A 21898-nucleotide genomic window follows, 5' to 3' on the forward strand; every position below is an offset into this window, starting at 1 on the left:
GCGGGTTCACTGTTCTTATGGCACCTACTGATCAACGTCGGAGTTCGGCACGCCCGCAGGAACCGGCGACGATGCGGTCACCGGCGGAACTGATCGTCGTCACCCGCGGTGCGGGCGCGCCGATCCAGCCGATCGCGTTGCGCGACAACCTCGCCACCGAGGAGCATCTGACCACGCTGCTGCCGCTGGGCGCGCGGCTGCGCCGGATCTTCGGTCCGCCCAACCGGTTACCGGGCCGGTTGGCGGGCACCGATCAGGAACCGGTCGGCGCGGATTACCTGAACTACTTCACGGTCGAGGGCGCCGTCTATGACCTCGAAGCGATCGCCGAACGGCTGCGCGCCGATGATTCGGTCGACGGGGCCTACGTCAAACCCGGCGCGGAACCACCCATCGCGCCGTTGCAGGCCGCTGCCCGCTCCTATACGGACGCGCCGCCGGTGACCCCGGATTTCCAAGCGCGGCAAGGATATTTGGACGCCGCACCGGTCGGGGTCGACGCGCGCTGGGCTTGGACCAAGCCCGGTGGGCGCGGCACGGGCGTGCGGGTGATCGATATCGAGGGCGCCTGGCAGTTCAGCCACGAGGATCTCACCCAGAATCAGGGCGGGGTGATCGGCGGCCAATCCACCGAGGACGAGGGCTGGCGCAATCACGGCACCGCGGTGGCGGGCGAGATCAGCGGCGACGTCAACGCCTTCGGAATCACCGGTATCGCACCGGATTCGGTGATTCGCGCGGTCTCGATCTTCGGTGCGGGCTCGGCGGCGGCGATCCGCACGGCCGCCGATGCTCTCAGCGCCGGTGACATCATCCTGCTCGAACTGCACCGCCCCGGCCCCCGCCACAATTACGCCGACCGCCCCGACCAGGCGGGCTACATCGCCATCGAATGGTGGCCCGACGACTTGGCCGCGATCCGCTACGCCAACACTCGCGGGGTGATCGTGGTGGAAGCGGCGGGCAACGGCGGGGAGAACCTCGACGCCACCCTGTACGACACCCGCCCCACCGGTTTCCCGTCCACGTGGCGCAACCCGTTCCGCGCCGAGGACTCCGGAGCGATCATCGTCGGCGCCGGCGCCCCACCCCCGGGCACCCACGGCCGCGACCACGGGCCCGCCCGCTCCCGCCTCGCGTTCTCCAACTACGGCAGCCGCGTCGACACCCAAGGCTGGGGCCGAGAGGTCACTACCACCGGCTACGGCGACCTCCAAGGCGGTGGCGACGAAGACTACTGGTACACCGACACTTTCAGCGGCACCTCCAGCGCCTCCCCGATCGTCGTCGGTGCCCTTGCCTGCTACCAAGGCATCCGCGCCGCAGGCCCGGGCCGCCTGACCCCCGCCGACATCCGCACCCGCCTGCGCGCCACCGGTTCACCCCAAACCGCGGCCCCCGACCGCCCCGCCACCCAGCGCATCGGCAACCTCCCCGATCTGCGTACCCTCACCCCCTGACCGTCGCCCTCTCCTACGACTCGACATACAGACCGAAATCAAACCCGCCGAACGCTTGATCGGCCACCACGGACCGAGCGAAACCGACAGCCTCTGACGCAGATTCTGTGCTCCACGTCCAATGTGGCCGCGACGCCGTGTCTGTCGTCCCGCCAGCCTGATCGGCCCTACCGTGCGGGACCGCGATGGTGCGGCGGCGGATATTCTCGCTGACCTCAGCGGGGTCAGGCAGCCGCTCGCGGTACAGCACACCACCGCGCGCACCGCTGGGGCCAGTGACGCTGAGCTGCGGGTCATGCCGGCCTCGAGGCAGAGGGCTGCTCCGTAAACACCTGGTAGCGCGACCGGTTTAGCCCGCGCGATCGCTATCGCGCTCACGGGTGTGGCCGGCATCGACCTCGCGGCAGGCCGCGCGCGACTGTCGCCCCGGAAGGTAGTTTCACTCATCCCGTGGGCGGCGCGCGGCCGTTAGGCTCGCCAGATGGTGCCGCACCTGATCTTCGGGATTCCGACGCATGGGTTCTTCGTGGCGCTCGGGGTGGTCGCGGCGTCGGTGGTGTTCGTGCTGGAGTGCCGGCGGCGTAACGCGCTGGGGGAGGAATCGCTGGTTGCCGTGACCGGGGCGCTGGTGGGTGGGGCGATCGGGATGCGGTTGTCGAGTCTCGTGGAAACTCTTGACCCGTATGAGAGTTGGATGTTCGGGGCGCGCAGTGTGCTCGGCGGGCTGCTCGGGGCGTATGCCGGGGTGCTGGTCGCGAAGAAGATCATCGGGTACAAGGAGCGGACCGGGGATTTGTTCGCGCCGGCGGTGGCGTTGGGGATGGCGGTGGGGCGGATCGGGTGTCATCTCACCGAGGCGCCCGGGCGGCCGACGGAGCTGCCGTGGGGGATACACGCGCCGGGCACGGTGCCGAGTTGTCCGGGGTGTGCGAGCGGGGCGGCGATGCATCCGAGTTTCCTCTACGAGATCGCCTTCCAGTTGGCTGCTTTCGGAGCGCTGCTGTGGTTGCGGAACCGGGTCAGCGCGCCCGGGGAACTGTTCACGCTGTATGTGAGCGCGTACGCGATCTTCCGGTTCCTGGTCGAGTTCACCCGCGCCAACGAGACGGTGTGGCTGGATCTGACGCGCCCGCAATGGTTTCTGCTGCCGGGGCTGGTGCTGGTCGCGGTGCGGCTCGGCGTCGGGTATCGGCGTGGGCACTACGACATGATCCTCGGGCGGAAGGTCGCGGCATGACGGCGACGCCACCGGAGCAGCCCCCGGAACCGGGCGAGCGGCAACCGTCTCGGTCTCATACCCATGTCCCGTTGCTCGTGGGAATGGTTGTCGTGGGTGCGATCGGGTTCGTCGCGACGAGTGTGGCCGCGGTGGTTTTCCTGGTCGGTGAGGTGTTGAGCATCGGCGTGTTCCTCATCCTCAGCATTGTGATCGCCTTCGGTGGCGGCTTCGCCCTGCTTCTTACGGGCAAGACCTGGGCTCGTGGGCTCGGGTTCGGTTTGATGATCGGCTGGGCGCTGGTCGTGTTGTTCACCGCGGGGCTGTGTGTCGCTGTCCTGCAGAGCTATTGATGACGTCCCTCGACGAAAGGCTGTGTGCATGAGCGAGCGAATATTCGACACAGCGACATGTGTGGTCACGGCGGAGCCGAGCATCAGCGGGGTGGAGGCGTGAGTACATCTGAGCCGCCTGACGGCTGGGAGCCGACGCAGTACCCGCCCGAGTCGCCGCCACCGGGATCGCAGCCGCCGCACGGCTCGCATCCGGGGTCGCAGCCACCGGGCTGGCATCCAGAGTCACAGTATCCGCCCGGGTCCCAGCCGCCCGGCCGGCATCCAGAGTCGCAAAACCCGCCGGGGTCGTCGCAGCCGCCGGGCTGGCCTCCAGGGTCGCAAAGCCCGCCGGGATCGCCGCCTCCGCCCGGTTGGCCTGCGGGGTCGCAGCCCCCAACCGGCTGGCCTCCGCAGGGTCCTCCACCACCCCCGAAGTCGAACGACACCACGGTCGTGGTGCTCACCGCGCTGGCCGGTGTGAGCCTGTTCGTCGCACTCAATGTGGTGGTCGGGTTCATCGCCTTCGCGGCCAGCTACCAGGGCAGCAGCGCTGACACCGTCCCGATCGCTGTCGCCGCGGTCGCGGCGGTGCTGTTCGCGTTCGGCGGCGGCACCGCCCTGATCATGTTGCGCAAACCGTGGTCCAAAGGGCTCGGCATGGGCTTGATGATCGGGTGGGCGCTGGTGACCGTATGTACGGTCGGGTTCTGCACCGGCGTGAATCCGACGCTTTACAGCTCGCTGGGCGTTCAGTGAGCAAAGGGGGAGTTGTGCACGGCATGCCGCTGCGTGGGGACCGAATCCTGCGCTATGTGAACGCCTTCTGCCCGCAGTGCCACGAAGAAGCACCGGAGACGCCGCTCTCGCAGGTGCCGCGGTTGTCGGGTTGGCTGGCCGACCGCGGTGGCCAGGTGCTGCTGGAACGGGGGTGCCCGAGTCACGGCATGGTCCGCACGCTCTACGACGAGGACCCGGAGATCCTGGAGTACCTGGAGCAGTGGACCGCGCCCACCAAAGCGCACCTGCCCGACGTGCCCGGCAACTTCGACCCGGTGCCGTCGGCGTATCTACGTGGCTTGCCGGAAATGCAGACCCAGCACACCTGCATCCTGCTCGAAGACATCATCGACAGCTGTAATCTGCGCTGCCCCACCTGTTTCGCCGACTCGTCCCCGGACCTGCGCGGCGTCGTCGCGGTCGAGGACGTGCTCGCCAATGTCGATCAGCGGTTGTCCCGCGAGAACGGCAAACTCGATGTGCTGATGCTCAGCGGCGGCGAACCCACCCTGCATCCGGACCTGCCCCGCCTACTCGACGAACTGACCGCACGCCCGATCACCCGAATCCTGATCAACACCAACGGGTTGCGCATCGCCCGCGACGATTCCCTGATCGAACTGCTGGCCCGGCATCGGGAACGGGTGGAGGTGTATTTGCAATACGACGGCAGTTCCGCGGCGGCCTCCCGCCACCACCGCGGCGGCGACCTGCGCGCGCGCAAGGCCGAAGCGCTGCAACGGCTCTCCACCCACGGCATCTTCACCACCTTGGTGATGACGATCGCCCTCGGCGTCAACGACGACGAAATCGGCGACGTGGTCCGCGTCGCCCTCGACACCCCGTTCGTCGGCGGTGTGTCGCTGCAACCCCAATTCAGTTCCGGCCGTTCCGGTGTCATCGATCCGATGCACCGCCTCACCCACACCGGCGTCCTGCGCCGCCTGGGCCCGCAAACCGGCAACCAGGTCACCTGGCGCGACCTCACCGCCCTGCCCTGCTCACACCCGCATTGCTGCTCGGTCGGCTACCTGCTGCGCGACGATGCCGGCCAGTGGCGTTCGCTGGTCTCCCTCATCGGCCACGACCGGCTCAAAGACCAACTGGGCCTGGTCTCCAACCGCATCGCCGACACCAGCATCCCCGCCGAACTGCGCACCGCCGTCCAGGAATCCCTGCTGGGGCTGCTGTCGGAACAGTCCTCCCTGTCGCACCCGGAGATCGGCAAAGTCTGGCAGAACATCTGCGAGAACTGCGATCTCGGCATGTCCACCCTGCTCACCCTCGCCTCCTCCGCCCTGCCCGGCCGCCGCAAACGCCTGCGCACCTTGCTCGGCGAACGCGTCGTCCGCATCACCGTCAAACCGTTCATGGACATGTCGACCATGATCGAAGAACGCCTCACCCAATGCTGCGTCCACGTCGGCACCCGCTCCGACGCCGACCAATGCGCCCCCTTCTGCGCCGTCCAAGCCTGGCCCGCCCTGTCCCGACAACGCCTGTCGGCCGCCGCTCCGGCGGGTCGCGAACTCCTGCCGATGGAGGCCAATTGACTTCCGCCGCAGATTGGCTGCCAGACGGGCTTGTCCGCGACGTCGTTGGCGGTGTGGCGACTGCGTCCTGGCGGGGTGTGCGATGACCGAGCAGCGCGGCGTCTACTACGACGAAGCCACTCGCCAACCCCCATCTGACCCGCTCAACCTCTGCATCTTCGCCACCGTCGCGCTCCTCACCTGGCTGATCGGTCCCTGGGCGCTAACGGGTTTCGCCCTCCTCGCTTTCACCGGCTACTGGCGTGCCTGGCGCCAGGGCCTGCGCCGCAGTAAATGCTGGCTCCGCGACACTCGCCTGGTCCTGCTGTATCTGGCGGTGCTGGCCGCGCTCGGCGTTTTCGCTGCGCTGCGGTAGCTCGATCGCGCTGGCCGACAAGCGTTTCCGGAATAGGGTGGCGCTATGGCGCTGCAATTGGTTCAGGTGAATTTCAAGGCCCGCGACGATGCGGCGCTCGGACGGTTCTGGGCGCAGGCCCTCGGCTGGGGTGTTTCCAGCGAGGGTCCCGGGGTGACCAACGTGGAGCCGGTGGGTTTCACCTGGCCGGATCCCAGTGCCGTCTGCATCGATGTCGTCACCGTTCCGGACCCCGAAACAGTGCACTACCGCGTGTATCTCGATCTCGCCACCACCTCCACGTCCCATCAAGCGGAGTTGGTGGCGCGCCTGCGAGAGCTCGGTGCGACGCCGGCCGATCTGGGCCAGGGTGAGGTGCCGTGGCAGGTGCTGGCCGACCCGGAGGGCAACGTGTTCCGCGTGCTGGAGCCACGGGAGATCTATCGCGACACCGGACCGATCGCCGCGGTGGTCGCCGACTGTGCCGACCCGCGGGCCATGGCCGGGTTCTGGGGCGAGGCGATCGACTGGCCTGTGCACGATCTCGCCGATGACCGCGCGCTGCTGCGCTCGGCCGAAGGAGTAGGGCCGTATCTGGAGTTCCGTCGCGCGCCTAACGGGAAGGCCGCGGTGAGCCGGGTCCATCTTGACGTGCTGCCCTGCCGCGGTGACGATCAAGCGACGGAGGTGGCGCGGTTGCAGGCCCTCGGCGCGAGGTCGTCCGATGTGGGTCAGGGCGAGGTGTCGTGGCGGGTGCTGGCCGACCCGGAGGGCCATGATTTCTGCGTCCTCGCCCGGTCTTGACGCCCCCCGCACGGGATTTCGTGGTTGAGAGGGGATTGTGGAGGCCGATAGCCGGGTGCCGACCGCGGGGAGCTGCCTCGAAGGTGACGACGCCGTTGGCTCGACGGATGGCATGGACGCTCCGCGTGACCCCGCTGGGGTCTATCGGGTCACCGGGGGGCTGCTCCGGCCGGCACCAGCGCCGACCCGTACGCGCTGCCCTGCACCGTCACGCCACCGAATTCGCCGAGGGGCTTGATGTCGGTGGTGTACAGCCGCACCGCATCGGTCATCGTCACCTCGATGCTGTCCGATCCGGCCCGGAACCGATCAGCCCAACAGCACTCGCCGGCGCGCTCAGCCGCCGAAGAGCAGGTAGAGGCCGGTGAAGGTGAGTGGTCGTGTCGCCCTGCCCGAATCGACGCACGTGCACAGGTTTCTCGCGGCCACCGATACCACCGGACTGCCGCTCGTTCTGCTGCATGGTTCAGACGGTGGCGAATCCGATCTGATGCCGCTGGCCGGCGAATTGGCGCCCGGGGCCGCGAAGCTCGGCATCCGCGGAGCTGTGGCGACGAACGAGGGCTATGCCTTCTTCCGTCGTTTTCCGGATCGGCGGGTGGACGAGGAAGATATTGCGGCCAGGGTGCCGGTGCTGGCGGAATTCATTGAAAGGTGCTGGGGTGCTTACGAACTCACCCGGCGACCGGTGGCGATCGGTTTCTCCAACGGTGCGATCATGGCCGCCGCGCTATTGCTGACCCATCCCCGCCTGCTCGCAGGGGCGATCCTGTTCCGACCACTCTCGCCGTTCGGCCAGGATCCGCCCACCCAGCTGGACGGCACGCCGGTCCTGATCATCGACGGCGCGAACGACAGCCGCAGATCACCCGGGGACGGTCTACAACTGGCCGACCGCCTGCGTCACGCCGGAGCGCTGGTGACCCATCAGGTGCTGCCGGTCGGCCACTCGATCACCGCCGAGGACAGCGCGACCGCCCACACCTGGCTCCAGGCGCTGCAGCTTTGAACCCGATATCGCTTGCGGCGTAGTCGTTTGCGCGTGAACGCCGGAAGGGTCGGTGCAATCCACGGGAGTCATATCGGGGCCATGTGATCTTGAAAGACCCCGATATGACTCCCGTGGAATCAGCGACAGCCGAGCGCGATGACCACGACTCTGCGGTTGTGTAGCGCGACGGTGTAGCCGTTGCGAGCGAGGTTCCGGGCGATAACCGGGTGCGGCACCGCTGGGTCAGGCGCGCAGGTTCGGGAGTTCCTTGTCGTGCAGTTTGAGGATCTCGCGGGCGTAGCGGTCGACTTCCTCGGCGTTGGACAGCAGTTTCGCCATGTCGTGGCCGCGCTCGGAGTGGTTGGTCTTCTCTTGTTCGCGGTGGCGTCGGACGTGCAGTTCGTGCGTTGCCGATTGAAGCCTGACGTGATCAGTAGGGCGCGGGTACGTCGATGACGAGTTCGGGTGGGCTGGGGTTGGTGCTGACCTGGACGGCGACGCGGCCGGAGCCGTTGAGGGTGAAGAAGGCGGCGTGCCAGCCGTAGTGGCCGTCGTATTGGGTGGTGCGGGTTTCGGTGAGGGTGGCGCCGGTGTCGAGGTTGGTCATGGTGACCGTGGTGGAGACCTCGCAGCTGTTTGCCGAGAGTGAGGTCAGCGGGTTGGGGTCGGGTTTGAAGTTCACCGTGACCCGGGTGGAGCTGTCGATGAAGTTGGCGAAGTCGCGGGCTTGCTGGCCCTGGTTGGCCGTGATTTCGGCGTTGACGGTGCCCGCGCATCCCGGTGTGGTGCCGGTGGCGTGGGCGGAGTCGAAGTACAGGGGGTTCGCGGCGGCTGGACCGGCGGAGATGATGGCCGCGAAGATCGGCAGGGTCGACACTGCCGCGATTTTCAGAACGCCTCGCATGATGGGCTCCCGTCGTTGCGCAGGCACTGCGGACAAGCAATTGGTTGGCGAATTTTCACGCTAGCAGAGCGAATCGGGGGCCTTCAACGGCGGGAGCGGTGAACTCGGGGACAACGGATGGTGGCGGGTGGTGGTGGGGGTGTTGAATTTTCCGGGCGCGAGGGCGGGGCCGCGAGGCGGGACCGCGGGGCTCGAGCCGGGCGGCTCGGCGGCGTTGACCTGCGGGGTAGCGCCGGACAGCGCGGTTCGAGAGCGATTCTGGCGCAGTCGATTACGCGGCACGTGCGCGGAAACGGCGGCTGTCGGGGGTGCCGATTGCCGGTAGGGTTCGGCCCGGTTCGATCATGTGGCGGGGCTGTGTGCGCGAGGAGAAACGGTGGCTGTCGATACTGTCCGTGAAGAACAGGCGATGCGCCGGTTGACCGACAGTCTGCTCGAGGATTACAGCGAGACCCATTCCGCGGAGGAGATCCACGGCGTGCTGGCCGCGGTGCGGAAGCGGTTCGAGGGGCATCCGGTGCGCGAGTTCGTGCCGATTCTGGTGGAGCGGATCGTGCACCGGGAGCTGGCGCCGCCGGCGCAGGGCAGCGTCATCGAAGAAGCGGCCGCCGCGGTGGAACAGTCGAATGCGGTGTCGCGGGCAGATCGCCGGCGGGCGGCGCGCGCGGGGTTCGCGATCAACCGGCGCACCGTGAGTCTGGCCGGTGCCGTCGTGGTGGTCGCGGTCGCGGTCGTGGCGGTGGCGCTGGTCGCCCGCCAGCCCGATCCCGCCCCGGCCGCCGGGCCCGTGGTGCCGGCGTTGACGGTGGTGCGCGGTGTGGTCGGGTCGGAGAAGATGTCGTTCTTCGAGGACTCGCGCGTGATCGACGCCTTGGCCAAGCACGGGCTGAAGGTCAGCGCCGAACCCGCGGGCTCACGTCAGATCGCCACCTCCGTCGACCTGGGCAAGTACGACTTCGCGTTCCCGTCGAGCAGCCCGGCGGCGGAACGAATTCAGCGCGCCCGCAACATCAATACGAAATACACCCCGTTCTCCTCGCCGATGGCGATCGCGACCTTCCAGCCGATCGCGGACCTGCTGACCGCCGCGCGGGTGCTGCAACCGGGCCCGGTGCCGACCTTCGATGTCGCGCGCTACCTGGAATTGGTGAACACCAACACCGAGTGGGCGCATCTGCCCGGCAACACCGTCTACCCGGTGCGCAAGAACATCCTGGTCTCCACCACCGACCCGCGGACCTCCAATTCGGCGGCCATGTACGCGGCGATCGCGAGCTTCGTCGCCAACGATCGCGCGGTCGTGCAGGGCGATCCCGCCGAACAGGCGGTGCTGCCGACCTTACAGCGGCTGTTCGCGGGCCAGGGCTACACCGAGAACTCCACCCAGGGCCCGTTCCAGGAGTACCTGGCCGCGGGCATGGGTCCCTCGCCGCTGGTGCTGATCTATGAGGCGCAGTTCGTCGAGGCGGCCGCGCAGGGCAAGATCCAGCCCGGCATGGTGCTGACCTACCCCTCGCCGACGGTGTTGTCGCGCCACACTCTGGTCCCGCTGGGCGGCAGCGGCGATCAGCTCGGACGGCTGCTCTCCAGCGACCCCGAACTGCAGCGCCTGGCCGCCGAGCACGGGTTCCGCACCGGCGATGCCGCGCAGTTCGCGAAGGTCACCGCCGAGCATCGGGTGCCGGTGCAGACAGATCTGATCGATGTGGTCGACACCCCGACCTATGACACCCTCGAGCATCTGCTGGACGCGGTCGCCAAGTCCTACAACTGACCTACCGGTCGACCCACCCCATCAGTGGTGGGGTCTTGCCCGCTGAGCAGTATCGATGGATCCTGAATGGTTCTGCCGAGTACCCCATGATGTCCGATTCGAGTAGCCGGGCACTCGCGGTTTCGACCCGATTTCGTGACACGGTTCGTGGGTAGGGGCTGGACAGGAAGGAGCCTCCGCATGAACGGGATTCACACCCAGGCACCCGAGCGGACGTGCGGCCCGTCGAGCACGATCGGCACCCACGCCATGCTGGTGTTCGGTACCGGAGTCGACTGTTATTTCTCGAATCTGCCGAAGTTCTCGGCGCCGCACAATTTCCAGGTGATCCTCTCCATCGAGCTCGACGAACGCGGCAAACGCGCGCTCGGCGCCGACCGGCGGACCGGCTATGACGGGTTGCACACCTTCGTGCCCGACGCGTTCGCGATGAGCGAGCTGGATCCGCGACGGGAGCGTCCACGAGAGACGTTGCGGGGCACGCTGTTCCGTGGCCACGTGCACCGAGGCGGAGAGGCGGTCGTCGGTGACGTGGCGGCCGAGATCCGTCAGGTGGTGTACTTCGAGGAGCTCGGCCAGGGTGCGCGGCGCGCGCACGAACGGCTCACCCATCTGTGTTTCGGCCGGCCGGGGCGGCTGTATCTGGCGCACCGGATCTGCCGGCGGCCCAGTTTCGACCAGGTCGTGGCGATCCGGCTGATCCCGGGCACGGTGACCGACATGCTCGGCGAGCACGATCCGGACCGCACCACCGACGTCGACCAGCTCGGATTCGGTGCGGCGCAGTCGATCATCCTGGGTCAGCGCGAGTTCACCGGTCAGCGGTTGCGGGCGGGGGAGATCGCGGTGGCGGCGTTCCGCTCCACCGAGGATGGACTCGGCTTCCTCGCCGAACTGGCGGTGCAGCGGCAGATCTATCTGGAAGTCGCCGACCTGGGATGAACGTCAATACCCCGCAGGTCGCGTCGAGGGGTGCAGAACCCCGGCCCGGCTTGCGGGGATATCACCCCGGGGAGGGACGCGTGCTCGGGGCGGGTCCCCCTACCGTCTGAGTATGTCCGGCACGATCGAATCCAGCGCCCCCGCAACCAGATCCGGGCGGCGGATCGCCGAGATCGATATTCTGCGCGGGTTCGCGCTCTTCGGCATCCTCGTCACCAATGTCATTGTCGCGACGACGCTGTTCAGCTTCAACGGCACCCGGGAACATCTGCAACGCCAATACGACGGTCCCGCCGATCATTTCGTGCACGCCGTCATCGCGGCGCTGTTCGAGGGGCGGTTCTATCTGCTGTTCGCGTTCCTGTTCGGCTATTCGTTCACCTTGCAGATCGCGGCGGCCCAGCGTGCGGGAGTCTCGGAGAAGGCGCGGCTGCTGCGCCGATGCGCGGCGCTGATGGCGATCGGGTTGGCGCACGTCTACCTGCTGTGGATCGGCGACATCCTCACGCTCTACGCGTTCTTGTGCCTGATCCTGATCGCGTTGCGCAAGCTGCGCCCGCGCACCGCGGTGATCACCGGTGTCGTCCTGTACGTCACGTGGACGGCGCTGATGTTCCTGCCCGGCGGTGATGGCAGCGACATGTACACGGCGCTGGCGATGTTCATCGACCTGCCCGGATTGCACGCCGACTATGTGGGCAGTCCCGCCGACACCTTCGATGTGCAGACCTCCCTGTTTCCCGGGTTCCTGCTGGTCATCTGGCTCGGTCAGGGCGTGACCAGTCTGGCGATGTTCCTGTTCGGGATGGCGGCGGGTAAACGCGGGCTGTTCGAGGATCCGCAGACAGTGCGGCGCTGGACACCGCGCGTGCTGGTGGCCGGGTTCGGGCTCGGACTGCCGGTGTCGGCGGTGACCTTCGCCGGTGCGATGAACTGGTTCGAGCCGCCGAGCTGGTGGGGTGGGCTCCAGATGCTGGTGGCTCCGCTGATGACGTTCGCCTATATCGCCGCCGTGCTGGTGGCGGCCCGATCGTTGCGTACCGCCCGGTTCGCGGCGTGGCTGGCGCCAGCTGGGCGGATGGCGGCCTCGAACTACATCGTGCAGTCGGTGGTGGTGATGGTGCTCTACACCGGGTACGGGTTCGCGCTCGCCGACAAGGTGCCGCCCGCCGGGGTCGTCGGCCTGGCGCTGCTCACCTTCGCCGCCCAACTGGTGCTGAGCAGCTGGTGGTTGCGCCACCACCCGTACGGTCCAGTCGAATGGGCGCTACGCGCGGCGACCTATCTCTCGCTGCCGCCGTGGCGAAAAGTACGCTGATCGTGCAATTTCCGGGCGGATCCGGCCGATTTCGGCCCGATCCGCCCGATTTTGCACGGTCTGCATACCTATCCGGCGGGTACGCGCTTGCGGTCCCACCACACCAGCAGCGGTTCGACCACGCGGGCCGCGACCGGTCCGGCGATCGCCATCAACAGCACATAGGTCGTCGCCATCGCGGCAAATTCGTCCGGTACCGCACCGTAGGCGACCGCGAGCCCGGCGATGACGATCGAGAACTCGCCGTGCGCGACCAGTGCTGTTCCCGCCCGGGCCCGCCCATACCGGGAGGCCCCCGCGCGTTTGGCGGCCCACCAGCCGGTGCCGATCTTAGTCGCGATGGTGACCACCGCCAGCAGCAGCGCCCACCCCAGCACCGGCGGAATACTCGACGGATCGGTACTCAACCCGAACAGCACGAAGAACAGCGCCGCGAACAGATCCCGCAGCGGTTCCAGGATTTTGGTGGCCGCGTGCGCGGTCGAATCCGAGATCGCGATACCCAGCAGGAACGCCCCGACCGCGGCCGAGACCTGCACCGCCGAGGCGACCCCGGCCACCAGCAGTGCCGAGCCGAGCAGCTTGAGCAGGAAGATCTCGCGGTCCTCGCTGTCGACGATCATCGACACGTAGCGGCCGTAGCGCAGCGCGATGACCAGCACCACGGTGATCGCGAGCAGCGCGATACCCAGGGTTTTCATGCCGGCCATGAACCCGGCCCCGGCCAGGACCGCGGTGAGCACCGGCAGATAGCCGGCCATCACCAGGTCTTCGAACACCAGGATCGACAGCACGGTCGGGGTTTCGCGGTTGCCGAGGCGGCCCAGATCGTTGAGCACTTTCGCGATGATCCCGGAGGAGGAGATGTAGGTGACGCCGGCCATCGCGATCGCGCCGGCCAGTCCCCACCCGAGCACCAGTGCCACGACCACGCCGGGCGTGGCGTTGAGCACCACATCGACCAGGCCCGCCGCCCAGGAGCGGCGCATTCCGGTGACGAGTTCGCTGGCGCTGTATTCCAATCCGAGCAGCAGCAGAAGCAGCACGACGCCGATTTCGCTGGCCAGGTGGATGAAGTCGTCGGCGGCTTGGAGTTCGATCAAGCCGCCGGTGCCGAAGATGAGGCCGCCGATGAGATAGAGCGGGATCGGGGACATGCCGATGCGGGCGGCGACTCGGCCGAGCAGTCCCAGGCCGAAGATCACCGCGCCCAGCTGGATCAAAGCAAGGGCGGTGTTGTGTGCGACCATCGATCAGCCGTCGGTCAGGATGGCCGCCGCGGCGTCCAGACCCTGGGTCGTGCCGACAACGATGAGTAGATCACCGGCGGTGAACAAGAACTCCGGGCCCGGAGACGGGATCGGGTTGCCCGCGCGCATCACCGCGACGATGGAGGTCTTGGTGCGGGTGCGCATTTCGGTGTCGCGCAGCGGGCGGCCGTCGAAGGGCGAGCCCTTGCGGATCTGCAGTTGCCGGGTGGTGACGCCGTCGAACTCGCGGTGTTCCTCGCGCAGTTGCGCCACTAGTTGCGGGGCGCCGAGCAGGTTTGCCAGCACCGCGGCTTCGTGCGCGGAGAGCGGAATCTGTTCGGTGACATCGGGATTGTCGGACTTGGAGAGTATGAGGTCTATCGATCCGTCTTTGTGATCGATGATGCCGATCCGGCGGCGACCGCGCGCGACCGAGAACTCCTTGCGTACACCGATGCCGGGCAGGGGGGTCACCTCAACGTTCACCTCACCAGGTTAGCCTGCCCTGAGGAACCGCCCCGCCCCCAGGTGTCCGATTTGTCTGATTGTATCCGCGAGTTTGCTCACGTCCAGGTGATTCGGGCAACAAAGAACCGGCCGGCGGCACCCCCTGCGTGCCACCGGCCGGTGCCGATGATTATCCGGGTAAGCGGAAGCCGTTACCCGGCAATCGGTTACGTCAGCCCGCGAATGAACTCCGCCAGCAGCTGACCGCTGTAATCGGGCTTGCCGTTGTTCTGCACCGCGGCCGCGCCGATGGTGTCGATGTGGGTGTAGCCCGGCAACTGCTCGACCTGCGCGGTCGGCGGGGCCGGGATCCAGGTGCCGACCCCGTACTGCACGACGCTGTCCCCGGCGTAGGCGACGAAATTCGGCTTGGTGCGAGACATGTTGGCGTAGCGCAGGTTCACCATGTCGCCGGTGCGGGCGCCGGCCAGACCGGCGGCGATGTCGACGACCACGCGCAGCGGGAAGTAGGTCTCCCAGTAGGCGGTCGGCGCGCCGGTGCCCAGTTGGCGGGCGACCTCGTGGATATCGGCGGTCTCCCGGTTGGGCGCGGTCCACGGCACGCCCACCACATCGTTGTAGTTGCGCCAGGTGTAGAGCACGGTGCGGTCGGTCGGGGCGACGCGCACCTGCGGGCCCGCGCTCATCCGCAAATAGTTGCCGAGCACCGGGATCTGGGTGGCCAGCGCGGGATTCGGGAAGGTCTTCTCGGCCACCGGTCCACCGGCCAGCGCGCCCACACCCTGTTGCAGCAGGGCGAAGTTGCCGGAGTTGTTGTCGATGAAGGTGCCCAGCAGTGCCGCGTTGGTGAAGCGGTAATCGCGGATCGTGCCTTCGCCGTTGGCGCCGCCGCTGCCGATCGCCGCCCAGCTCTGCCCGAACATGAACGCCAGTGTCGCTTCGATTTCCGGGTCCCGGGGCAGGTGCGCCAGCAACTGGCTCTCCTGGTCCGGGGCCAGATGCGCGGCCAAGCCCGCCAGCCGGTAGAGCATGAACGCCTTGGTGCCGGTGATCGGGGACGGCCCGAAGGTGCGCAACGGCAGGGCGCCGGAGTCGAAGCCCGCCTTCAACACCGTGTTGGTCGGGCTGATGATCGCGTTCATGACGTCATGGAAGAACGGGGTGTTCTGGATGGCCGCCGGATCCGAGGACACCATGGTGTCCTGCGCGGCGAACGCGGCGCACTGGTTGAAACCCGCGTCGGCCCGGGTGGCGGGGTTGCCGTCGAAATCCCAGTCCGAGAACAGGCCGGTCACCATGCCGCCCATGGAGATTCCGGTGCAGACGAACTTGCGCTGGCGCTGCGCCTGATCGGGCACCTCGTGCACCATGATCTCGTACTGGTCGCGGATCACCCGCTCCAGGCCCATCACATCCAGGATCGGCAGATCGTGGGAGGCCTTGAAGCCCGGAAAGACGTGGCCGTCGATCGATTTGCCGTTGAAGTAGTAGTCGACGGCGTCCAGATAGTTCCCGCTCGCCAGCGCGGCGTCGAAACCGAACATCTCGTCCAGGCAGGCGCTGCGCCGCGCCATCGCCCAGAACTCGACATCGCGATCCAGGGTCTTGGCCGAGCGCACCGTATTGGCCGCGACGCCATCGGAATTCACCGCGCCGCCGTTGAGACCCTGCTGCTGCACCACGATCGCGTCGGCGTCGGCGGAGTGCACCGGACCGTCGGCGGGCCGGTAGCGCAGGAACCCGGTCCGGTCACAGTTGTCCGGATGGGCCGGAGCATTGGCGGGCAGCGGCAACCGGAAACTCACATACGACACCGCGATCCCGTCCCGCACCGCGATCGGCTGCTCCTGCCGATCAGCCGCCACCGACACCGGCGGGAGGTCCTGCGCCCCGGCCGTGCCCGGCGCGAACAACCCACCCGCGACCACCGTCGCCACCAACCCGCACCGAATTACATGCAGCACCGTATGTTTCACTCCGTGCACGTTGCCACGCACGGTGGTCCAGGTCACTGGGCTATATGTCAGCAGCGGGGGCGCCGGGTCATGCAACTTGCCAACGCCGGAGGATTCGGCCGACGATCACGGGGAGGGTTCAACGGTGGAACTGCGTTTGCGACCGGTCCGGATCGCCGCCGAGCGGGAGTTCCGTGCCGCACGAGGTGATGTCGGACGAGGGATTCGGGTTCGGCTGGGCGTTCAGCCCGGACCTACGCTGGCCAAAATACCTGGCGCTGCTCGCTTCGAGCGTGCCGTGCCGCCTGGCCAGGTACCGGCAACCTACCTTGGTGGGTGGCCGGATCGTCGGGCGCAGCTCGATCCGGCACCAGCTCGACGACAATCTGCTGCGTGAGGGCGGGCATATCGGCTACTGCGTGCTGCCGAGGTTTCGACGCCGGGGCCATGCGAGGACGATCCTGCGCAGAGCCTGGTGCTGGCCCGCGCCCTCGGCATCGATTCGGTCCTGGTGACCTGCAACACCGCCTCGGCCAAGGTGATCGAATCCTGCGGTGGGCGTTTGGAGAACGTCGAATCGATTGGCCCGGGGCGGCCACCGAAACGGCGCTATTGGATCGACTGAGGTCTCGGCATCGGAAGCGGGCGTGGCAGGGTGGGGTGATGAGTCGTGGTGTTTTGGTGACAGGGGCTTCCAGGGGGATCGGGCGGGCGATCGCGACGGCGTTCGCTGAAGCGGGGGACCGAGTGGTGGTGCATTACGCTTCGCGGCGCGAGGAGGCGGAGAAGACCCTCGCTGCTTTGCCGGGCGAGGGGCACGCGCTCGTCGGTGGGGATGTGGGTTCTCCGGAGGGTGCTGCCGCGGTGGTGGACACGGCGATCGAGGCCGTTGGCCGAGTGCAGGTGCTGGTCAATAATGCGGCGGTGAATCTGCCGCATCCGCTGGCCGAGACGTCTTATGCGGACTGGCAACAGGTTTGGCAGCAGACGGTGAATGTCAATCTGCTCGGGACCGCCAACGTCAGCTACGGGGTGGCCCGCCACATGATCGAGCACGGTATCGCCGGGCGCATCGTGAACATCGGCTCGCGTGGAGCGTTCCGCGGCGAGCCCGACCATCCGGCCTATGGTGCGACCAAAGCGGCGGTCCATGCGCTCGGTCAATCACTCGCGGTGTCGCTCGCCCCGCACGGGATCGCCGTCGCTTCGGTGGCACCGGGATTCGTGGCCACCGAGCGTGTCGCGGACCGGGTGACCGAGGTGGTCAAAGCCCAGAGCCCCTTCGGCCGGGTCGGCGCTCCGGAGGAAATCGCCTCAGCGGTGCTGTATCTCGCCTCACCCGCGGCCACCTGGACCTCCGGGGCAGTGCTGGACGTCAACGGGGCCTCGCACCTGCGCTGAGAAGTATGCAGAGCGTGCAATTTCCGCGCCGACCCGGCTGAAATCGCCTGGACATCGCGAGAATTGCACGCTCTGCATACCTAATTCCCCTTTGCGATGAACTCGAGGGCGGAACCTTGTTCGGTCGGCGACCTGCTCAGCCGACGCGGGCTGCGAGCACCGTCGCCCTCCAGTAGCCGCCAGCCGTTCGGGTCGCAGAGTTCTGGTAAATGCGGGAATAACCTGCCTCGCATCGAGTTGGATCAGCACATGACCAGTGCTGATTTGCTGACCGATGCGTTCGGACGGGTGCAGGAGAACGTGCACGGTGCGGTCGCCGACCTCACCACCGACGAACTGTCCACTCGCCTGGAACCCGGCGCCAACTCCATCGCCTGGCTGCTGTGGCACCTGACCCGCGTCCAAGACGACCACGTCGCCGATGTGGCGGGCCTGCAACAGGTGTGGACCGCGTCCGGCTGGGCGAAACGCTTCGACCTGCCCTTCGACGAGGCCGCGACCGGTTACGGACACGACAGCGCCGACGTCGACGGACTCAACGGAATCACCGCGGAGCTGCTCCTGGGCTACTACGACGCCGTCCACGCCCAAACCCTCGACTACATCGGCGGCCTCACCGACACCGACCTGCCCCGCATCGTCGACACCCGCTGGAACCCACCGGTCACCCTCGGCGTCCGACTGATCAGCGTCATCGACGACGACATCCAGCACTCCGGCCAAGCCGCCTTCATCCGCGGGGTTCTGCTGCGCTGCCGCTGAGCCCGGCGTTTGGAGCGCACCCTGGTCTCAGCCTCGGGCGTGGAGATCGGCCGCAGGGTTCTGCTGCGCCGCCGCTGAGCCCGGTGTTTAGAGCGCCTGGTCAGCCTCGGGTGAGGAGATCGGCCGCGGGGTTCTGCTGCGCTGCCGCTGAGCCCGGCGTTTGGAGCGCACCCTGGTCTCAGCCTCGGGAGAGCAGATCGGCCGCAGGGTTCTGCTGCGCCGCCGCAGAGCCCGGTGTTCAGAGCGCGCCCTGGTTTCTAGCCTCGGGCGTGGAGATCGGCCGCGGGGATCTGCTGCGCCGCCGCTGAGCCCGGTGTTTAGAGCGCGCCCGGGGTTCAGCCTCGGGCGTGGAGATCGGCGAGGGCGGACTGGAGGTGGAGGTTGTCGACTTCGGTGAGGTGGTGCAGCGGGGGCGTGGGCAGGTCGAGTTCGTCGATCGCACGCAGTAGCGCCAGGTGGACCGCCCAGGTGACTCCGGGCGGCTCTTGCAGGAGTGGGAGGAGGCTGCGGATCTTCTCGGTCGCTTCCAGCTTGGCGAGTTGGTGGATGGCGGTGTGGCGCAGCGCTTCGCGGGGGTCCGAGTGGGCCAGTTCGCGAAGCCGGGCCGGGGGTTGGCCGACCGGGGCGTGTACGAGATAGGTGCACAGCGCTTCATTGGCCATGGTGCCGGTCAGGCCGGGCAGGTGCTGCCAGGCGTAGTCGGCGACGGCTGGGTCGGCGGGCACCAGGGACAGGGAGTACATGGCCGACTTGCGGACCATCCGGTGGCGGTCGCGGGTAAGTTCCAGCAGCTCATCGGTTTTCGCCCAGGCGGTGAACGCCGTGCAGGCGATCTCGCGGACCAGCGGGTCGGGATGGGTGGCCAGGTGCGGGGTCAGTCGCGTGCGAGCCGGTCGATCGTAGGCGGCCCAATAGTTGCCGCGCAGGCCTGTTTCGACGGCCGCGGCGTCGGAGGCATCGATCAGGTCCAGCAGGTCGTCCTCGGGGATGGCCGGGCGGGGTGTCTCGAGGCGGGGTCGGCCTGGTTCCTGTGGGGCGCGGTCGGTCCACTGTACGAGGTCGGCGACCGGGCGCATCCAGTCACGAAGCCGCGCAACGGCCTTCGGGTCGCCGCTGCTGGCGAAGTCCTCGAAACCCGAGGCGATGTCGTCGAAACACAGTGCCGCCGCGGTCCGTATCCGTGCGTTGAAGCTGTTGCGCAGGTCGGACATGGCTCGTAGTACCCGCTGGCTAGGGTAGTAGTGCAGGGTGTTCATCGCTTCCTCGGCGACCTCGATCGACTCCTCGTGCGCCGCGTCGAGCAGTCCCACTTCGGCGGCGACCGGTTCCTCCCACAGCAGCACGAACGCCGCGGTCTTGCGCACCTTCGCGTCGTGGTGGTGCAGGGCTCGAACCAGCACTGGCACGAATTCGGCCTCGCCGAACCCGATTTCCATGGCGGCCAGGGCGTCTATTTGCAGTGGATGGTCGTTGTCGGCGGCGATGGGCACCACGATGTCGGCCTCAGATCGCCGCATCGATCGGAGGGCGCGGCGCATCACGAGGGGATCGCCGGTGGCCCACCATGCTCGACGGATTTCGCCGGTGGAGGTGTCGTCGACGTCGGCGACCACCTCCGCGGCACGCCGGCGCACCTCCTCGGGGAGTGTGGTGTCGAGCATCATCGCGGTCAGCGGTTCGATGGATCGGTAGTCGTCCAACCGCCCTAGCTCGTCGAAAGCTTTGTCTCGTTCGACCTCGGATGTGTGTGCGTCGGTGACGCGTTGGAGGAGCGGGAAGGTCCGCCGCCGATCCCGCTCGATGGTCATGCGGTTCAGGGTTGCATGGTTATCCGGCCGATCCCAGCGAATATTCGGGGCCGAAGACGTCGGCCATCGTCTCCGAGGACTTGACTCCGGCGCCGGTGAGGACGACGACGGTGGTTTCGGCGGCACCGATGATGCCCTCGGTGAGGAAGTGGTCCAGTGCGGCGACGGCGACGCAGCTGGTGGGTTCGGCGTAAAGGCCGCGGGAGGCGAGTTTGCGGACCGCTGCCCGGATCGCGGGCTCGGGGACGGCGACGGCGGCGCCGCCGGAGCGGCGTATCGCCGCGACAGCCTCGGACAGGCGGGGCGGGTGGGCGATCGAGGCGCCCTCGGCGATCGTGGGCACGCGCGGTCCGCGGGCGTCCGGGTCGAGACCGTTGACCGTGTCGGCGATGGCGGACCAGTGCTCGGGTTGCCCGACCAGCAGCCGCGGCAGGTGCGGGATCCGGCCGGCGGCGAGCAGTTCGCTGAAGGCGATGTCGCAGCCCAGGACGTTGCTTCCGGCGCCGGCGACGAGAACCACATTGTCGGGAGCGCGGAACCCGAGGTCTTCCCACATCTCGTAGGCCACGGTCTTGGTGCCCTGCAAGAAGAACGGATGCCAGTTGTGGCTGGCATACCGGATGTGTTCGGACTGGCGGATCGCCTCCTGTGACACCTGCTCGCGGGTGCCCCCGACCAGCTCGATCTGCGCGCCGTACGCCCGGGCCTGCAGAATTTTCGCCGCCGAGGTCAGCTCGGGCACGATGATCTTGGCTCGGATCCCTGCGGCGGCACTGTAGGCGGCGACCGAGGAGCCGCCGTTGCCGGAGCTGTCCTCGAGGACGTACTCGACGCCTTGGCTGAGCAGGTGCGAGACCATCACCGACACCCCGCGGTCCTTGAAACTCGAGGTGGGGTTGAACCATTCGAGTTTGAAATGCACCCGCCGGCCGTCCCACTGCAGCGGAATCATCGGGGTGCAGCCCTCGCCGAGGCTGACCCGGTATCGCGGGTCGACTGGGATCGCCGCCTGATAGCGCCACAGCGACCGTTCCGAGGTGACGATCTGCTCGGCAGCGATACCGGGCATCGCGCTCAGCGCCAGCGGGGTGCCGTCCGCGCCGCGCCAGCGCGGGTCGGTGATCTCGTAGCGGTGACCGGACTGGTCATACAGAAACAGGTCGGCGGTAGTCGACACAGGCTCCACCCTTCTGGAATGACTTGCAGTGCTTGCATACTCGCCGATAGTGCCATCCGCAGCGGTTGATTCAGGCGTCCGCGGCGAGGGCGGCGGCGAGGTGGCGGGCTTCGCGGAGCCAGGTGGTGCGGGTTTCGGCGGTGGAGTCGGTGACCGTGCGGAAGACGGTGCGGCGGATGTCCTCGACGCCGATGTAGGGCAGGACGCAGGCGGCCCAGATCTGTTGCAGGGGGTCACCGAAGACGTCGTGTTCCCGGTCGGCGGGGGTGTCGGAGGTGTTGAGGATCAGGGCGCGTCCGGCGCGCAGCAGCCCGACGGGTTCGCCTCCCGCCTCGTCGAGTTTGTAGGCGACGGCGGGGGTGAGGACTCGTTGGATCCAGCCGGTCAGGATCGCGGGCGGCATGCCCCACCAGTTCGGATGGATGAACACCAGGGCGTCGAGTGCGGGAAGTTCGTCCTGGTAGCGGCGGACGAGTTCATCGGTGGCCGCTACCCCCGCGACGGTCCCGGTTTCGGCGGGGGCCAGCATCGGGTCGAAACCTTCGGCGTACAGGTCGTGCGCGATGACATCGACTGCCATTCCCCGCAATTCGTCGATCACCGCGTCGAAGAGGGCCCTGTTGAAACTGCCGGGGCCGGGATGGGCCAGATATACCGCGATACGCATGA

At 67.7% G+C, this 21898-nt stretch carries 22 protein-coding genes; 14 read left to right on the plus strand and 8 right to left on the minus strand.

Annotation, left to right across the window (positions count from 1 at the left end; translation table 11 throughout):
- Positions 1-71: 71 nt before the first annotated feature.
- From IBX22_RS28025 to IBX22_RS28055, 7 genes are all read left to right on the plus strand, one after another.
- A complete protein-coding gene (locus tag IBX22_RS28025) occupies positions 72-1460 on the plus strand; it encodes a S8 family peptidase (RefSeq protein ID WP_194818680.1) in 1389 nt (462 codons plus the stop codon).
- 481 nt (positions 1461-1941) lie between these two features.
- Entirely contained in the window at positions 1942-2697 is a 756-nt protein-coding gene (locus IBX22_RS28030) for a prolipoprotein diacylglyceryl transferase (protein ID WP_194818681.1), read from the plus strand.
- Positions 2698-2789: 92 nt separating this feature from the next.
- Positions 2790-3029 (plus strand): hypothetical protein, encoded by a 240-nt coding sequence (locus tag IBX22_RS28035; RefSeq protein WP_194818682.1) that lies wholly within the window; start codon positions 2790-2792, stop codon positions 3027-3029.
- Between the two features lie 435 nt (positions 3030-3464).
- Positions 3465-3767 carry a hypothetical protein gene (locus IBX22_RS28040; RefSeq protein ID WP_309234819.1) on the plus strand — a complete coding sequence of 101 codons (303 nt, stop codon included), beginning with the start codon at positions 3465-3467 and terminating at the stop codon, positions 3765-3767.
- A gap of 23 nt (positions 3768-3790) precedes the next feature.
- The gene (locus IBX22_RS28045; protein WP_194818683.1) at positions 3791-5341 is read left to right on the plus strand and encodes a radical SAM protein; all 1551 of its coding nucleotides are present in this window, start codon (positions 3791-3793) and stop codon (positions 5339-5341) included.
- A gap of 82 nt (positions 5342-5423) precedes the next feature.
- A complete protein-coding gene (locus IBX22_RS28050) occupies positions 5424-5696 on the plus strand; it encodes a hypothetical protein (RefSeq protein WP_194818684.1) in 273 nt (90 codons plus the stop codon).
- 45 nt (positions 5697-5741) lie between these two features.
- The gene (locus IBX22_RS28055; RefSeq protein ID WP_194818685.1) at positions 5742-6479 is read left to right on the plus strand and encodes a VOC family protein; all 738 of its coding nucleotides are present in this window, start codon (positions 5742-5744) and stop codon (positions 6477-6479) included.
- 149 nt (positions 6480-6628) lie between these two features.
- Here the strand turns inward: IBX22_RS28055 and IBX22_RS38035 are convergent, their stop codons facing one another.
- The gene (locus IBX22_RS38035) at positions 6629-6757 is read right to left on the minus strand and encodes a hypothetical protein (RefSeq protein WP_255526503.1); all 129 of its coding nucleotides are present in this window, start codon (positions 6755-6757) and stop codon (positions 6629-6631) included.
- 212 nt (positions 6758-6969) lie between these two features.
- Here IBX22_RS38035 and IBX22_RS28060 point away from each other — a divergent pair, with 212 nt between their 5' ends.
- Positions 6970-7488: an alpha/beta hydrolase gene (locus IBX22_RS28060; protein WP_194818686.1), complete on the plus strand. Its 519-nt coding sequence runs from the start codon at positions 6970-6972 to the stop codon at positions 7486-7488.
- A 412-nt stretch (positions 7489-7900) separates the two neighbouring features.
- On the opposite strand, the gene IBX22_RS28065 is transcribed toward IBX22_RS28060, so the two are convergent.
- A complete protein-coding gene (locus IBX22_RS28065) occupies positions 7901-8374 on the minus strand; it encodes a hypothetical protein (protein ID WP_194818687.1) in 474 nt (157 codons plus the stop codon).
- A gap of 376 nt (positions 8375-8750) precedes the next feature.
- Here IBX22_RS28065 and IBX22_RS28070 point away from each other — a divergent pair, with 376 nt between their 5' ends.
- The 3 genes from IBX22_RS28070 to IBX22_RS28080 all read left to right on the plus strand — a co-directional run bounded on the left by IBX22_RS28070 (position 8751) and on the right by IBX22_RS28080 (position 12408).
- Positions 8751-10148, plus strand: a complete 1398-nt coding sequence (locus tag IBX22_RS28070; protein WP_309234820.1) for a three-helix bundle dimerization domain-containing protein — start codon at positions 8751-8753, stop codon at positions 10146-10148.
- Positions 10149-10328: 180 nt separating this feature from the next.
- On the plus strand, positions 10329-11090 hold the full coding sequence (locus tag IBX22_RS28075; RefSeq protein WP_194818688.1) for a hypothetical protein: 762 nt from the start codon (positions 10329-10331) through the stop codon (positions 11088-11090).
- 112 nt (positions 11091-11202) lie between these two features.
- The gene (locus IBX22_RS28080; RefSeq protein ID WP_194818689.1) at positions 11203-12408 is read left to right on the plus strand and encodes a DUF418 domain-containing protein; all 1206 of its coding nucleotides are present in this window, start codon (positions 11203-11205) and stop codon (positions 12406-12408) included.
- A gap of 68 nt (positions 12409-12476) precedes the next feature.
- Here IBX22_RS28080 and IBX22_RS28085 read toward each other — a convergent pair whose 3' ends face one another.
- The 3 genes from IBX22_RS28085 to IBX22_RS28095 form a co-directional block, all read right to left on the minus strand.
- A complete protein-coding gene (locus tag IBX22_RS28085) occupies positions 12477-13658 on the minus strand; it encodes a cation:proton antiporter (protein WP_194818690.1) in 1182 nt (393 codons plus the stop codon).
- 3 nt (positions 13659-13661) lie between these two features.
- Complete coding sequence (locus IBX22_RS28090) at positions 13662-14144, minus strand: cation:proton antiporter regulatory subunit (RefSeq protein WP_194818691.1); 483 nt, start codon at positions 14142-14144, stop codon at positions 13662-13664.
- A gap of 188 nt (positions 14145-14332) precedes the next feature.
- The gene (locus IBX22_RS28095; protein ID WP_309234821.1) at positions 14333-16102 is read right to left on the minus strand and encodes a hypothetical protein; all 1770 of its coding nucleotides are present in this window, start codon (positions 16100-16102) and stop codon (positions 14333-14335) included.
- A 173-nt stretch (positions 16103-16275) separates the two neighbouring features.
- Between IBX22_RS28095 and IBX22_RS28100 the strand changes: the two genes are divergently transcribed.
- The 3 genes from IBX22_RS28100 (at position 16276) to IBX22_RS28110 (ending at position 18244) form a co-directional block, all read left to right on the plus strand.
- The gene (locus IBX22_RS28100; protein ID WP_228539506.1) at positions 16276-16596 is read left to right on the plus strand and encodes a GNAT family N-acetyltransferase; all 321 of its coding nucleotides are present in this window, start codon (positions 16276-16278) and stop codon (positions 16594-16596) included.
- Between the two features lie 148 nt (positions 16597-16744).
- Positions 16745-17482 carry an SDR family NAD(P)-dependent oxidoreductase gene (locus IBX22_RS28105; protein ID WP_194818692.1) on the plus strand — a complete coding sequence of 246 codons (738 nt, stop codon included), beginning with the start codon at positions 16745-16747 and terminating at the stop codon, positions 17480-17482.
- 249 nt (positions 17483-17731) lie between these two features.
- Positions 17732-18244: a DUF664 domain-containing protein gene (locus IBX22_RS28110; protein ID WP_194818693.1), complete on the plus strand. Its 513-nt coding sequence runs from the start codon at positions 17732-17734 to the stop codon at positions 18242-18244.
- Positions 18245-18579: 335 nt separating this feature from the next.
- Here IBX22_RS28110 and IBX22_RS28115 read toward each other — a convergent pair whose 3' ends face one another.
- From IBX22_RS28115 to IBX22_RS28125, 3 genes are all read right to left on the minus strand, one after another.
- Complete coding sequence (locus IBX22_RS28115) at positions 18580-20052, minus strand: HEAT repeat domain-containing protein (protein ID WP_194818694.1); 1473 nt, start codon at positions 20050-20052, stop codon at positions 18580-18582.
- A 19-nt stretch (positions 20053-20071) separates the two neighbouring features.
- Positions 20072-21229: a pyridoxal-phosphate dependent enzyme gene (locus IBX22_RS28120; RefSeq protein ID WP_194818695.1), complete on the minus strand. Its 1158-nt coding sequence runs from the start codon at positions 21227-21229 to the stop codon at positions 20072-20074.
- A 70-nt stretch (positions 21230-21299) separates the two neighbouring features.
- Positions 21300-21896: an NAD(P)H-dependent oxidoreductase gene (locus tag IBX22_RS28125; RefSeq protein WP_194818696.1), complete on the minus strand. Its 597-nt coding sequence runs from the start codon at positions 21894-21896 to the stop codon at positions 21300-21302.
- Positions 21897-21898 lie beyond the last annotated feature (2 nt).

The sequence above is a fragment of the Nocardia sp. XZ_19_385 genome, assembly GCF_015355755.1.
Lineage (GTDB): Bacteria > Actinomycetota > Actinomycetes > Mycobacteriales > Mycobacteriaceae > Nocardia.